The sequence below is a fragment of the Arthrobacter sp. M2012083 genome (genome assembly GCF_000281065.1).
GTDB lineage: Bacteria > Actinomycetota > Actinomycetes > Actinomycetales > Micrococcaceae > Arthrobacter.
In genome coordinates, this window is the sequence record NZ_AKKK01000025.1 from 153,673 (window position 1) to 167,278 (window position 13,606).

The 13,606-nt window shown below is 63.1% G+C and carries 12 protein-coding genes and 2 tRNA genes; 10 read left to right on the top strand and 4 right to left on the bottom strand.

The features are described from left to right. Positions 1–10 precede the first annotated feature (10 nt). Together A477_RS0112810 and A477_RS0112815 are read right to left on the bottom strand one after the other, a co-directional pair. Complete coding sequence (locus A477_RS0112810; protein WP_017199387.1) at positions 11–1,186, bottom strand: winged helix DNA-binding domain-containing protein; 1,176 nt, start codon at positions 1,184–1,186, stop codon at positions 11–13. An 8-nt stretch (positions 1,187–1,194) separates the two neighbouring features. Next, positions 1,195–2,037 carry an SGNH/GDSL hydrolase family protein gene (locus A477_RS0112815; protein ID WP_044568807.1) on the bottom strand — a complete coding sequence of 281 codons (843 nt, stop codon included), beginning with the start codon at positions 2,035–2,037 and terminating at the stop codon, positions 1,195–1,197. 70 nt (positions 2,038–2,107) lie between these two features. Between A477_RS0112815 and A477_RS0112820 the strand changes: the two genes are divergently transcribed. Then, positions 2,108–2,758 (top strand): alpha/beta hydrolase, encoded by a 651-nt coding sequence (locus tag A477_RS0112820; RefSeq protein ID WP_017199389.1) that lies wholly within the window; start codon positions 2,108–2,110, stop codon positions 2,756–2,758. Positions 2,759–2,771: 13 nt separating this feature from the next. Here A477_RS0112820 and A477_RS0112825 read toward each other — a convergent pair whose 3' ends face one another. Further along, entirely contained in the window at positions 2,772–2,999 is a 228-nt protein-coding gene (locus A477_RS0112825; RefSeq protein WP_017199390.1) for an RNA-binding S4 domain-containing protein, read from the bottom strand. Positions 3,000–3,022: 23 nt separating this feature from the next. Between A477_RS0112825 and A477_RS0112830 the strand changes: the two genes are divergently transcribed. The 9 genes from A477_RS0112830 (at position 3,023) to A477_RS0112870 (ending at position 13,132) form a co-directional block, all read left to right on the top strand. Further along, positions 3,023–4,027, top strand: coding sequence for a DMT family transporter (locus A477_RS0112830; protein ID WP_017199391.1), 1,005 nt, complete (start codon positions 3,023–3,025; stop codon positions 4,025–4,027). A gap of 156 nt (positions 4,028–4,183) precedes the next feature. After that, entirely contained in the window at positions 4,184–5,569 is a 1,386-nt protein-coding gene (locus A477_RS0112835; RefSeq protein ID WP_017199392.1) for a glycine--tRNA ligase, read from the top strand. A gap of 2 nt (positions 5,570–5,571) precedes the next feature. Further along, positions 5,572–6,534 carry a GNAT family N-acetyltransferase gene (locus A477_RS0112840; RefSeq protein WP_017199393.1) on the top strand — a complete coding sequence of 321 codons (963 nt, stop codon included), beginning with the start codon at positions 5,572–5,574 and terminating at the stop codon, positions 6,532–6,534. Positions 6,535–6,670: 136 nt separating this feature from the next. Beyond that, complete coding sequence (locus A477_RS0112845) at positions 6,671–8,170, top strand: YibE/F family protein (protein WP_017199394.1); 1,500 nt, start codon at positions 6,671–6,673, stop codon at positions 8,168–8,170. 133 nt (positions 8,171–8,303) lie between these two features. Then, a complete protein-coding gene (dusB, locus tag A477_RS0112850) occupies positions 8,304–9,485 on the top strand; it encodes a tRNA dihydrouridine synthase DusB (RefSeq protein ID WP_017199395.1) in 1,182 nt (393 codons plus the stop codon). A gap of 64 nt (positions 9,486–9,549) precedes the next feature. Next, positions 9,550–10,866 (top strand): deoxyguanosinetriphosphate triphosphohydrolase, encoded by a 1,317-nt coding sequence (locus A477_RS0112855; protein ID WP_017199396.1) that lies wholly within the window; start codon positions 9,550–9,552, stop codon positions 10,864–10,866. A 58-nt stretch (positions 10,867–10,924) separates the two neighbouring features. Beyond that, complete coding sequence (gene dnaG, locus A477_RS0112860) at positions 10,925–12,817, top strand: DNA primase (RefSeq protein WP_017199397.1); 1,893 nt, start codon at positions 10,925–10,927, stop codon at positions 12,815–12,817. Positions 12,818–12,870: 53 nt separating this feature from the next. Further along, a tRNA-Asn gene (locus A477_RS0112865) sits at positions 12,871–12,943 on the top strand. A 116-nt stretch (positions 12,944–13,059) separates the two neighbouring features. Beyond that, positions 13,060–13,132 (top strand) — tRNA-Asn (locus A477_RS0112870). Positions 13,133–13,181: 49 nt separating this feature from the next. On the opposite strand, the gene A477_RS0112875 is transcribed toward A477_RS0112870, so the two are convergent. Further along, positions 13,182–13,589, bottom strand: a complete 408-nt coding sequence (locus A477_RS0112875; RefSeq protein WP_017199398.1) for a hypothetical protein — start codon at positions 13,587–13,589, stop codon at positions 13,182–13,184. Positions 13,590–13,606: the final 17 nt, after the last annotated feature.

Sequence of the window (13,606 nt, forward strand, 5' to 3'; positions counted from 1 at the left end):
TCCGGCCGCCTTAAACCAGTTTGGTCTCCATGCCCAGGAAACGGCCGTAGCGATCTACCTCGGACTGCAGGGCGGCCTGCTCTTCCGCGGTGGGGGGCTGGTTCATTCGGACGTCCACTTCGCAGGTTCCGCCGGAGAACCCGTGACGCCACCATCCAGCCAACCTGCCGTCCAGCAAGACCACATGCATGGGTCCGTTGTCCTCGGGGAAGTATGGCGCTGTTCCGCCAAGGAAGTGCCGGGACTGGGAATAGCCCATCACGTATTCGTCGTAGCACTGGATGAGATCCATGCGGGGGACCCCGGAGTCTTTAACGGGCGAAGGATGAACACCACTCCTGAGTGCTTCCACTTCCTCGGAAGCCAGATAGAACCCGAGCCCATCAATTTGCACCGAGCCCAAACTCCCGGGGGATATGTCACCCGCCACGTCGATTCCCCGCTTTATGTCTTTCATGGTCAACCCGGACCACGCAGCACAGTCTTTGACAGTGGCGGGTCCCCGGCTGGTGAAGTATCGGAGTGCCAACCGTCCAAGAGCCTGTTCGCGGCCTTCGTGGGTTAGGGGTAGCAGCGCCGGGTCCGGTACCCGTTCGTCAAACAGGGCATAGGTCTGTTTCAGGGCGCCTCCTGCAGAGCGGACGGGTGAGCCGCTGACCAGGACGCCGCTGATTTCCGCGTGCATCAGGTGGTAAATGAAGCCCAGCCCCTTGCTGGGAAATCCGGACTGTCCCAGGGCTTCGGCCAGTTCCTCGCGTGTCTTGTGGGCTCCGTCCGCCACGGCAGCGGCCAGGATCCGGCCGCTCTTGGCTGCGGAGTCCTCATCGATTCCTGTTTGGCGGTACATGCCCTTGTTGCCTTGGTGGAGGCGATCTGCGGACAATGCCATCAACCAGCCGAGGTCGTCGCGATGCACAAAATGCCAGGTTGGCCGGAGGATATGCGTCCGGAGGATGGTTCCATCGGCTACGGCCTGCTCAACCTCTGCCGCCGTGACCATCGATGAAGCGCTGGTGGAGCTTCTCTGCGCAAGCGTCCACCTCGCGTAGGGGAACTCCTGGGACTGGACGGCCAGGAGGTTTCGAACCACATCGCCGGGACGTCCGGCGTAGGGAGCCCGCAACTGCTGCCGCCGTAACCGAATCCTCCGAATAGTCTCCGTGGGGATAGAGCTGTCACCCGGCACGGCGGACCTCAGCGGCGCGGCAGCAAGGTGCCGGTGGAGCCGAAGACGGGTCCCGGCGTCGGACGCTTTGCTGTGATGCCGTCGCCGGAGGACTGGTGTCGAAGCCGCCGGATCACCCATGGGACAAAGTACTCACGTGCCCAGACGAGGTCGGAAGACCGGGCCTCACGCCACGTGCGCGGTGGAAGGGACTTGGGCATCAGGGGCTCAAGCGTGTGCTGGACGTTCAATGCCTCCAAAACCATCATGGCGATGGTGTGGTGGCCCAGCGGCGAGAAGTGAAGGCGGTCAGCGTCCCACATTTGGGGATCCGCCAACTGCCGCAAGGACCACATGTCAGCGATGATGGCATCGTGGCGTGCAGCTACCGTCCTGAGGTTCTCGTTATAGATGGCCACCTTGCCGCGGATACGCCCGAGTACTGATGCTGCCGTGTCCGGGCCATTGAAAAGCACCACAGTGGCACCGCCCGAGCTCAGCTTCGCGACTGCGGCGTCGAGCTTTTCCGCCAACAAATCGGGATCGCCGCCGGGACGGATGAGGTCGTTGCCGCCGGCCGAAATGGACACGAGGTCAGGCTGCAGCTCCATACAGGGGCCCACCTGTTCATCGATGATCTGCTGCAGCAGCCTTCCACGGATAGCAAGGTTGGCGTAGGCGAAGTCTTCCTGGCTACGGCCCAGTTCCTCGGCAACCCGATCCGCCCAGCCACGGTGACCGCCCGGGTTTCGGGGCTCGGGGTCGCCTATGCCCTCCGTGAAGGAGTCACCCAAGGCCACGTAACGGGTCCAGGGGTGCTTTTGAACGGGCTCGCCCGGCTTCAGTAAAGGATTGTTCTCACTCACGCTCATATCCTGCACCGTGACGTCGACCCTACGCCACCGTAGGTTGTTACTGGTGGGTAACTGCAAGAATGGACCCATGACTGAAGCACCCACATTTCCCGCCCCCGTTGTCCTGTGGTCCCACGACGAATCAGAGCGTGCAGGCAAACCACTCCTGGTCCTGCTACACGGTTACGGCTCCAACGAGGACGACCTGTTCAGCTTGGCCGGATTGCTGCCCGATGGCTTTGTGGTGGCCGCCCTTCGCGCGCCGATGCCCATGGGGCCGGGGTTCACGTGGTTCCCCCTCACGGCGTCCATCGACTATTCGTTGGAAGCTGTAAAGCAGGCAGCCGAGTACGCCCTCGAATGGCTGGACACAGTCAAAGCCAACCACTCATCCGTGACGTTGCTCGGCTTCTCCATGGGCATGGCAATGGCCACCACCATGCTCCGCTACCGTCCCGCGGACTTCGCTGCCGTCGTCGGGCTTTCAGGCTTTGTGATCGACGCCGGTGCTGACGCCGCCTTCCGGGACGACGAACTGGATGGAACCCTGCCGATGTTCTGGGGCCGCGACCAGCAGGATCCCGTCATTACCCAGGACAAGATCGAATACACCATGGGCTGGGTGCGCAAGCACGTTGACCTCACCAAAGTGCTTTACACGGGAATGTGGCACGGCATCAACCAGCAGGAGATCGGACACGTGGGCGAATTCCTCACCCACAAGGTGCTCACTGACTGAGTTTTCCGGTGTCTCAGGCTGCGGTAATCCGGACCGTCCGGCCATTGACGCTCACGGTATCGCCGACGTGGAGCTGGCGTCCGCGGCGGTCATCGATTTCGTTGTTGACTTTGACCAAACCGTTCTTGATGAGCTCCGTGGCTTCAACGCCGTCCTCCACCAAGTTGGCGAGCTTCAACAGCTGGCCGAGTCGGATCATGTCGTCGCGGATGGGGATCTCTTCAATTTCGGGGTTGCTCATATAGCAATGATGCCTGAAGTAGTGTGGTGACGGTGCCGCAGCCTTCTCCCCGTCCCGCCCTTCCGCTGGTCATTGGCCTTCCCACTGCAGTAGCAACGGGCCTGGTCATCCCGCTTCAAGGGAGGATCAACGGGGCCCTCGGCGCCAAACTGGACGACGGTATCGCCGCAGCTGTGGTGAGCTTCACCACAGGGCTCCTCCTCATCAGTGCCATCTCACTTGCCACCCCCAAGGGCAGGGCAGGGCTCCAGCGCATCATTCCTGCCGTCCGGAACCGCAGCTTCCCCCGGTTCTACGTCATGGCCGGTGCCATCGGCGCGTTGTTCGTCTTTGCCCAGTCGTTCACTGTTGCCCTGTTGGGTGTCGCGTTGTTCACGGTCGCAGCGGTGACCGGCCAGACGTTGAGCGGACTGCTCGTGGACCGGATGGGCATTGGCCCGGGAGGAAAACGAGCCATCACGGGAGTCCGGATCCTGGGCAGTGTCCTGACGGTGGCCGCGGTAGCGTGGGCTGTTTCCCCGCGCTTCAGCGGCGACACCGACATCGCCTCGCTTGTAGTGCCTGTCCTCCTGCCGCTGGCCGCCGGTTTCTTCATGAGCTTCCAGCAGGCAATGAACGGAACCGCCACAGTTCATTACGGGACGCCCATCGCCGCCACGCTGGTCAACTTCATAGCAGGGGCCCTCATTCTATGGACCGCGTGGATTATCAAGCTGGCTGTGGCCGGGCCGGGACATCCGCTTCCCAGCGAGTGGTGGTACTACCTTGGCGGTCCCATGGGCTGCCTCTTCATCGGCCTGGCGGCGCTGCTGGTCCGTAGCCTTGGGGTCCTGATCACCGGTTTGGGCATGATCGCCGGGCAGTTGGTGGGGTCGCTGGTGCTCGACGTCGTGATCCCCAGTCCCGGCGCGGTGGTTGCCTTGCCCACGGTGCTGGGTACGGTCCTGACGCTTGCCGCGATCATCGTGGCCACGTTGCCCTGGCCCAGGGGAGCTTTCGCACGGAGAGGTGTGGCCAAAGGCCGGTAGGCTAGTAGGCGCAGTGCCCTGCAGTACTTATTCCAGTAGTCTCAAGTACTTTGCAGTAAATTTCCCCCAGTACCCCGCCGGACAACCTCGTCCGGATTTCGGGGCAAACCACCGCGGACCGCACCCAGCGGCCCTGTAGAACAAATGGAGTTACCCATGGCAGCAAAATCCGTCCTTGACCAGGTCATTTCCCTCTCCAAGCGGAGGGGCTTTGTCTTCCAGGCCGGTGAAATCTATGGTGGCTCCCGTTCGGCATGGGATTACGGTCCCCTCGGTGCCGAACTGAAGGAAAACATCAAGCGCCAGTGGTGGCAGAGCATGGTCCGCGGCCGCGAGGACGTCGTAGGCCTGGATTCCTCCGTCATCCTTCCCCGCCAGGTATGGGAAGCATCCGGCCACGTGGAGGTCTTCTCCGACCCCCTGGTTGAATGCCTTTCCTGCCACAAGCGCTACCGTGCCGACCACCTCGAAGAAGAATACGAGGAAAAGAAGGGCCGCCCGGCAGAAAACGGCCTCAAGGACATCGTCTGCGCCAACTGTGGCACCCGTGGTGAATGGACTGAACCGCAGGAATTCTCCGGCCTCTTGAAGACCTTCCTCGGCCCCGTGGCCAGCGATGAAGGCATGCACTACCTGCGCCCCGAAACGGCCCAGGGCATTTTCGTGAACTTCAACAACGTGCTTACCACGTCCCGGAAGAAGCCGCCGTTCGGCATTGGCCAGATCGGCAAGTCGTTCCGTAACGAAATCACGCCGGGCAACTTCATCTTCCGTACCCGCGAATTCGAGCAGATGGAAATGGAATTCTTCGTCGAGCCCGGCACCGATGTTGAGTGGCACCAGTACTGGATGAAGGAGCGCATGTCCTGGTACACGGATTTGGGCATCCGTGAAGACAACCTTCGATTCTTCGAGCACCCGTTGGAGAAGCTCAGCCACTACTCCAAGGGCACCACGGACATCGAGTACCGTTTCGGTTTCCAAGGCTCGGAGTGGGGCGAGCTCGAGGGCATCGCCAACCGCACCGACTTTGACCTTTCCACGCACGCCAAGGCCTCCGGAACGGACCTGAGCTACTTCAACCAGGCAACCAACGAGCGCTACACGCCGTACGTGATCGAGCCCGCCGCTGGCCTGACCCGTTCCTTCATGGCTTTCCTGATTGACGCATACACCGAAGATGAAGCCCCCAACGCCAAGGGCGGCGTCGATGTCCGTACTGTGCTGAAGCTGGATCCGCGCCTGGCGCCGGTCAAGGCCGCGGTCCTGCCGCTGAGCCGCAACGAGGACCTGTCCCCGAAGGCCAAGGCGCTCGGCGCCCAGCTGCGCAAGAACTGGAACATCGACTTCGACGACGCCGGCGCCATCGGCCGCCGCTACCGTCGCCAGGACGAGATCGGTACCCCGTTCTGCATCACGGTGGACTTCGACACTCTCGAGGACCAGGCCGTCACCATTCGTGAGCGCGACACCATGAGCCAGGAACGCGTGTCCCTGGACAAGGTTGAGGGCTACCTGGCTGCACGACTGATCGGCGCCTAGCCGTGGCTTTGGAGTACCGCGAATGGAAGGAGGGCGACGACCTCGCCCTCTTGGAAATCTGGGGCGGCCCGGAAACCCTTCCCGCTGAGCAGTTCCGGGCGGCCCTGGCGCCGTCCAGCAACCAGCCCTGGCGCCGCTGCATTGTGGCCGAGGACGTGGTGGACGGCGTGCGTATTCCCGTTGCCGCCGGTGTTGTCCACGAGGCATCCCTGCACCCGGAACGACTCTGGGCCTACATCGAAGTTGCCAAGGACCACCGCCGTGAAGGCGTGGGTGCCACCCTGCTGACCATGCTTCGCCGCGAAGCCGGGAACTCGCCGTCGGGCGTTTCCAAGCTGCGCAGCAAGGTGGAGCCGGATACCGCAGGTGCGGCATTCGCCGCGGCTGCGGGACTTGCGCCCATACAGCGTTCGCAGTTGGTGGTGGTTGAACCTGAACCCCTGTCCTTGCCGCGGTTCGGCGACGGTTCCGAGGAAGCCGCTTCCGAGCGCGTGGAGGACCTGGCCACGGGTTCGGTGGAGCTGAGCGACGTGGTGGGTAGGTACTACTCGCACGTGCACCATTGGGACAGCCCGGGGGAGCTCAGCATCCCCACGGTGCAGCGCTTGTTCCTGCATGACCTGACTGGCGCCCACGGCGCAATCGTCCTGCGCGCGCCCAAGGCCAGTGCCTTCGGCCAAGGCGTTCCGGCGAGCCGCAAGGGCAAAATCCAGGCGTTCGCCATCAGCTACGCCCAAGGCGACTCGGATGAGCCGTCGGATGTCTTCCTGGGACACGACCCCCAGCTATCCGCCGAAGACGCAGCTTTTGCCGTGCGGGACCTCTTGGCGCTCATTGCCTACCAACACCCTGTGCTGCTGGAAGTCGATGAGTCCATGACGGCGCTGCGCGCGGTTCTGGACCCGTTGCTGGAATCCGGAAAAGCCCACGTGCGGGGTGCCGACACCTTGATCGTTAGCGACTAACCACGGTTCTTACGTCTAACTCGCCAGGATCCCACGCTGCCAGTAATTTGCGGGCCGCGTGGGATCTTGCGTCTCATGACTGCCTTTGCTGGTGTTCGGTCCCGCGTAGGGTTAAGGGCATGAGGTTTTGCTGCTGATGGGCCACTCCCACGGTCATTCTGAAAATTCCGAACCAACGCCGCAGGCTCTTGCATCGCGGAAGAGGGCCAACTGGATTCTGGCGGCCATACTTGTTCCGCTGGGCGTCCTGACGCTCGTGGCCATGATGGTCATGTGGCCCTCAGGCAGTCGGGAAGGGATCTCGTTCTCGAGCCCGTACCAGGCTGCCCCGGGGGTCACGTTCGATACCGGCCGGATTCAGAGCGTGGTGGTGGAAAGCTGCACGCAGACCGGTCAAAGCAACACGGGCCAGCCCAACACCGGTCAGAGCAACACGGGCCAGCCTGACACTGGCCAAAACAACCAGTCCGGCGGATCACAGTGCACCTTCGCCTTCACCGAGCCGGATAAGGGCGGGGACGTCGTCAAGGTTGTCATTAACCCTGACGTCGCCATGTCCCACGGCGTGGACGTGGGGGACTCCATCCGGTATCTCAATCTGTCCGCGGTCCAAGGTACGAATGCCGGAAGCGGCGCTCCCGCCTACGTTTTCGTGGACTTCGTCCGCAGCATCCCGATCGCGCTTTTGGCCGTCCTGTACGCCGCCGTTGTCATCGCGGTGGCCCGATGGCGGGGCTTCCGGGCACTTCTTGGCCTGGTGGGTGCCTACTTCGTCTTGGTCAGCTTTATCCTGCCGGGCTTGGTGGAGGGCAAGCCGCCGCTCTTGCTCGCCTTGGTGGGATCCACGGTGATCATGATCGGGGTCCTGTATTTCGCGCACGGATTCTCGGCGCGAACGTCCACGGCCTTGTTGGGCACCATTTTTGGACTGAGCATCACTGCCTTGCTGGCGGCCTGGGCTACGGACGCCGCCAACCTGGCTGGAGTGGGGAACCACGACGCCTCAACACTGGTGAACATGTCACCCCGGATTTCTATTTCAGGCATCATCCTGTGCGGCCTCATCATCTCCGGCCTTGGCGTGCTTAACGACGTCACCATCACGCAGTCCTCTGCTGTGTGGGAACTGTACGAACTCGCCCCCAACACCAGTGCCCGCAAGCTGTTCTCCTCAGCCATGAGGATCGGTAGGGACCACATCGCTTCCACGGTGTACACCATCGCTTTTGCATACGCCGGAGCCGCGCTTCCCATCCTTATCATCGTGATGCTCTATGACCGCCCCCTGGCTGAAGCACTGACCAGTGCGGAGCTGTCCGAAGAAGTCATTCGTACTTTGGTGGGCTCCATAGGCCTTGTCCTCGCCATCCCGGTCACTACGCTGATTGCCGTCCTGGTGGTCAAGGCCACCGGCATGAAGCGTCCGGTTGCAGCGGGTGGGCCCGCTGTTACCGCAGATGAGCTCAACGACACCGGTTCGCTGGCAGCCGCCGCCGCCGTCGTAGGTTCAGATCCGCATGACAAGCACGACGCCGGTACGCGCCTTGACGATTCCGGCAGGCCGGCACGGCCGGGCAGCCGCCGTGCCCAGCGGGAAGCTGAGCGGCGCGGAGACACCACAGGTGGAGCCACGTAACGATGGTTCCTGCTCTCCTTCGCCGGACCCTGCCGGACGTTCAGCAGGCCGGTCGGGCTACGCGGAGCCGGGTAAACAGGCCGGGTGCCGCCGGGTGGTCCGCCGATTTGCCTGACTTTGCAACAATGGATAGGTGACTGTAGTAGCGACGCCCCCTGCACCAAAGCTCGAGCTCCCGCCTTTGAAGCTCGGTGGGATTACCGTGGACACCCCGGTAATCCTTGCGCCCATGGCGGGCATCACCAACTCTGCCTTCCGTAGGCTCTGCCGTGAATATGGTGGCGGCATGTACGTGGCCGAGATGGTGACCTCGCGTGCTTTGGTGGAGCGCACGCCGGAATCGTTGCGCATCATCTCGCATGATGAGGACGAGAAAGTCCGGTCCGTGCAGCTCTACGGCGTGGATCCGGTGACCGTTGGTGCTGCTGTGCGCATGCTCGTCGAGGAGGACCGGGCCGATCACATCGACCTCAACTTCGGGTGCCCCGTGCCCAAGGTCACCCGGCGTGGTGGTGGCTCAGCGCTTCCGTGGAAGATCGATCTCTTTACCTCCATCGTCCAGACAGCGGTCAAGGAAGCCTCCAAGGGCGGCATCCCGCTGACGATCAAGATGCGCAAAGGCATCGACGAGGACCACCTGACGTATCTCGACGCCGGTCGGATCGCTCGCGACGCCGGCGTGGCCGCCGTCGCCCTCCACGGCCGCACTGCCGCTCAGTTCTATTCCGGCCAGGCCGACTGGTCCGCTATCGCCCGGCTCCGTGAGGCGCTCCCTGACATCCCTGTGCTGGGCAACGGCGACATTTGGTCCGCTGAGGACGCAGTCCGCATGGTGCGGGAGACCGGCGTGGACGGCGTGGTTGTGGGCCGCGGCTGCCAGGGCAGGCCATGGCTCTTCGGTGACCTGCAAGCTGCCTTCGAAGGCAGCGACCAGCGGCATCGCCCGGGCCTCCGCGAAGTTGCTGAAGGCGTTTATCGTCACGCCGAGCTCATGGTGGAAACGTTCGGGAACGATGAATACAAGGCGCTCCGCGAGATCCGCAAGCACATGGCCTGGTACTTCAAGGGCTACGTAGTGGGCGGCGAGCTCCGTGCCAAGATGGCCACCGTGCCCACCCTTGAGGTGCTGCGCGAATACCTTGATGAACTGGACATGGACTCGCCTTACCCGGGAGTCGATTCCGAGGGCCCCCGCGGCCGTGCGGGCTCACCCAAGAAGCCTGCCTTGCCCAAGGACTGGCTGGTGAGCCGTCAGCTGAACGCTGAACAGAGCGCGGATATCTCGGCCGCGGAGCTGGACGTTTCGGGCGGCTAGCCTCACGCGTGTAAGACTGACTCAAGAAGCTCCACACCCCGGCGCTTGAAGGAGGCAGATACCCATGGGAACCGAAGCGATACTTGGCCACGACGGGACGGCTCACGATTTTGTGCTGGCCATCCCCGGTTACGCCGAGGCAGATTCCTCGCGGTGGGTCGAAGAGCCGCGCAAGAGCAACTATCGCTCGGATTTTGAACGGGACCGCGCCAGGGTCCTGCACTCCTCGGCGTTGCGCAGGCTCGGTGCCAAAACGCAGGTAGTTGCACCGGACACGGACGACTTTGTCCGCACCCGGCTTACACACAGCCTCGAAGTAGCCCAGGTGGGCCGCGAACTTGGCCGCTCCCTGGGATGCGATCCTGACGTGGTGGATACTGCGTGCCTGAGCCACGACCTTGGGCATCCGCCCTTCGGCCACAACGGTGAGTCCGCGCTGAACGAAGTAGCGCACACCATTGGAGGTTTTGAAGGCAACGCCCAGACACTGCGGCTGCTGACTCGGCTCGAACCAAAAGTACTCGCCGAGGACGGCAGGCCGGCAGGGCTTAACCTGACTCGTGCCAGCCTGGATGCTGCGTCCAAATACCCGTGGTCCGCCGTCGACGCCCCCGTGATCCATGGCCACCGCACCAGTAAGTTCGGCGCGTACGAAGACGATCTTCCGGTGTTCGAATGGCTCCGGGAAGGCGCTCCAGGTAACCGCTCGTGCATCGAGGCCCAGGTGATGGACCTTGCCGACGACATCTCGTACTCCGTGCACGACGTTGAGGATGCGATCGTTGCCGGTCATTTCCAGCTCAAATGGATGGAAAACCCGGACCATCGTGCGCGCGTGGTGGGCTACACCAAGCAGTGGTACCTGCCGCACAACGACCCCGCTGAAATTGATGCCGCCCTTGCACGGCTGGAGGCAACCACGGTCTGGGTCCGCGAAGCTGACGGCAGCCGGAAATCCATGGCTGCCTTGAAGGACATGACCAGCCAACTGATCGGCCGCTTCTGCCAGAGCGCCATGGAGACAACGCGTGCCCACTTTGGACCAGCCAATCTCACCCGCTACGACGCGGAACTCATGGTCCCCGAGGACACCGTCACCGAAATTGCGGTCCTCAAGGGCTTGGCCACTACCTTCGTGATCTCCACCGACCACCGCCAGCCGGTGTACGAACGCCAACGCGAAGTGCTGCATGCGCTGGTGGGTGTCTTGAACGCCACGGGCGACCGTCACCTTGAGCCGATGTTCGCTGCGGACTGGCGTGACGCCGTAGACGACGGTGCGCGTTTGCGCGTGGTGATCGACCAGGTGGCGTCGCTGACGGACGTGTCTGCGCTGGCCATGTATGAGCGGCTTGTGGGCAGCCTTCCCTCGCTCTGGTAACCCTTCCGGTGTTCCGTTAACGGCGGGGACCCTTGGGGCAAGCGACTAGGATGGTCACGTGGCTGGCCTGATCAAACGTGAAGATATCGACGAAGTACGCCAGCGCACGGACATCAAGGAAGTCGTTGACGGTTACGTCACGCTCAAGGGCGCCGGGCTGGGTAGTTTCAAGGGACTGTGCCCCTTCCACGACGAACGCTCTCCCTCCTTCACTGTCCGCCCGCAGGTGGGCAGGTACCACTGCTTCGGCTGCGGTGAGGACGGCGACGCCATCTCCTTCGTGCAGAAAATGGACCACAGCTCGTTTCATGAAGCCGTGGAGAAACTTGCCGCCAGAATCGGCTACGAGCTGCGCTACGAGGACGGCGGCACTGGCCCTAGCCGCGAGGAAGTGGGCAAACGCCAGCGCTTGCTGGATGCCCACAAGATCGCCGATGAGTTCTTCCGCGCCCAGCTGCTGACCCCCGGGGCGGCCGAGGGGCGCAACTTCCTGGATGGCCGCGGTTTTGACCGCGCTGCCGCTGAGCATTTCGGCGTCGGCTACGCGCCGCAGGGCTGGGACGCCCTCCTGAAGCACCTGCGCGGCCGTGGGTTCACTGATGCCGAGTTGAAGCTCACGGGCATGTTCTCTGAAGGAAACCGCGGAATTTACGATCGCTTCCGCGGCAGGCTGATCTGGCCCATCCGGGATATTGCGGGCGACACTATCGGCTTCGGTGCCCGCAAACTTTTTGACGACGATCAGGGCCCCAAGTACCTGAACACTCCTGAGACCACGCTCTACAAGAAGTCCCAAGTGCTCTACGGGATCGACATCGCCAAGCGGAACATCGCCAAGGAACGGCAATTGGTGGTGGTCGAGGGATACACGGACGTTATGGCCTGCCACCTTGCCGGAGTCACGACGGCGGTAGCCACCTGCGGTACTGCCTTCGGTACCGAGCACATCAAGGTTGCCCGGCGACTGCTCTCCGACGACGGCAGCGGGGGAGAGGTCATCTTTACCTTCGACGGCGACGCCGCCGGCCAGAAGGCGGCTCTGCGGGCTTTCGAGGAAGACCAACGCTTCACCGCCCAGACGTACGTCGCAGTGGAGCCCTCCGGGGCCGACCCCTGTGATCTTCGCCAATCAAAGGGCGACGCCGCAGTCCGTGAACTCATCAGCACCCGCAAGCCACTCTTCGAGTTCGCTATCCGGGCCACTCTCCGCCGCCACAATTTGGACACCGTGGAAGGCCGTGTAGCTGCGCTGCGCGAAGCCGCACCCGTGGTGGCACAGATCCGGGATTCGGCCACCAGGCCTGGCTACACGCGCAACCTGGCCGGCTGGTTGGGCATGCCCATCGAGGAAGTCAGCGGTTACGTTGGGGCGGCCGCCAAGCGAGCCGCTTCCGGCGGCGGCACCGCCAGCACGGCAGCCCCCGCAGGACAGGCGACGACGGCGGCAGCACCGCCGTCGAGCGGCCCGGTCTTCCAACGGCCCGACCCCAGGGACCCTATAGCCGGTATGGAACGCCAAGCGCTTGAGGTTGTACTCCAGGAGCCGGGAGTGTTGGGCGGGGGAGCCTGGGAACGCTTCGAGGCCTCACGCTTCACCACGCCTGCTTATGCGGCCGTCCACACTGCCGTGCGCGCTGCGGGCCTCGCCCACTCGGATGACCCTGTGGCCTGGGTGGAACAGGTCCGACAGGAAGTCCCGGAGCCGCTGCGGCCTCTTGTCTCGGAGCTGGCCGTAACTCCCTTGCCGGCGAGCACACCCGAGGCCATGCAGCGATACTGCCGCGACATCCTGGCCCGCCTCTTCGAATTGCAGATCACCCGGATCAAGGCAGACAAGATGGGGCAGCTGCAACGCTTGGATGCAGGGGCCAACCCGGAGGAATTCCAGCGGCTGAACCGGGAGCTGATGCAGCTCGAGATGGAGCGCAGGGCGCTGCGTTCGGACGGCTAAACGGGCCGATTTCGTTTTCCGGCGGGCCCCTGTTAAGCTAGTAACCGCTTCATTCCTCCGTAGCTCAATTGGCAGAGCATTCGACTGTTAATCGAAGGGTTACTGGTTCAAGTCCAGTCGGAGGAGCGCACAATACCCCCGTTCCGATCCTTCGGAGCGGGGGTATTTTTATACCCCCCAGGGGTATGCGCGGCCGATTTCGCATTCGGGTAGAACCTTTGCTAAAGTCATAACCGCTTCATTCCTCCGTAGCTCAATTGGCAGAGCATTCGACTGTTAATCGAAGGGTTACTGGTTCAAGTCCAGTCGGAGGAGCATAAGGACCCCGTACCGGCTTCACTGCTGGTGCGGGGTCCGCCTTTTATCAGACGAAATCCATCTCCACTTGCAGGAATCGGGCGGCCTCGGCCACGGCCGCCAGGAACGAATCCTGCTCGGTGGGCGGAGTCCGGGGCTCTCGGGGGTGCCACTCGTGGGGCGCCGAGTAGACGCGGGTGAAGCCACCACCTGGCGGGGCATAGAAGATGCCGAAGCGCTGGACCGGCCATTCAGGTGAGGTCTCCGGCGCGACCAAGAGCGCGGCGTTCGTTTCGGGGTTGTACCACTGGGCAATGGGGCGGCGACGGTCGTCCGTGAAGAGCCCGGCGGCGTAGAGGGCAGCCGATTGCGGGCTGGTCACCGAGCACAGCCTTTCCCACCACAGCGGCAGGATGCGTTCATCCCGACGCTGCCACGGTGCCGGTAGCGGCTGCAGCTCTTGCCAATGTGGCACATCTCAACTTTATCGCC

Coding starts and splice junctions, on each gene's coding strand:
- A477_RS0112820 (WP_017199389.1), top strand. CDS start 2,108: ATGACTGAAGCACCCACATTTCCCGCCCCCGTTGTCCTGTGGTCCCAC.
- A477_RS0112825 (WP_017199390.1), bottom strand. CDS start 2,999: ATGAGCAACCCCGAAATTGAAGAGATCCCCATCCGCGACGACATGATC.
- A477_RS0112835 (WP_017199392.1), top strand. CDS start 4,184: ATGGCAGCAAAATCCGTCCTTGACCAGGTCATTTCCCTCTCCAAGCGG.
- A477_RS0112845 (WP_017199394.1), top strand. CDS start 6,671: ATGGGCCACTCCCACGGTCATTCTGAAAATTCCGAACCAACGCCGCAG.
- A477_RS0112815 (WP_044568807.1), bottom strand. CDS start 2,037: ATGAGCGTGAGTGAGAACAATCCTTTACTGAAGCCGGGCGAGCCCGTT.
- A477_RS0112855 (WP_017199396.1), top strand. CDS start 9,550: ATGGGAACCGAAGCGATACTTGGCCACGACGGGACGGCTCACGATTTT.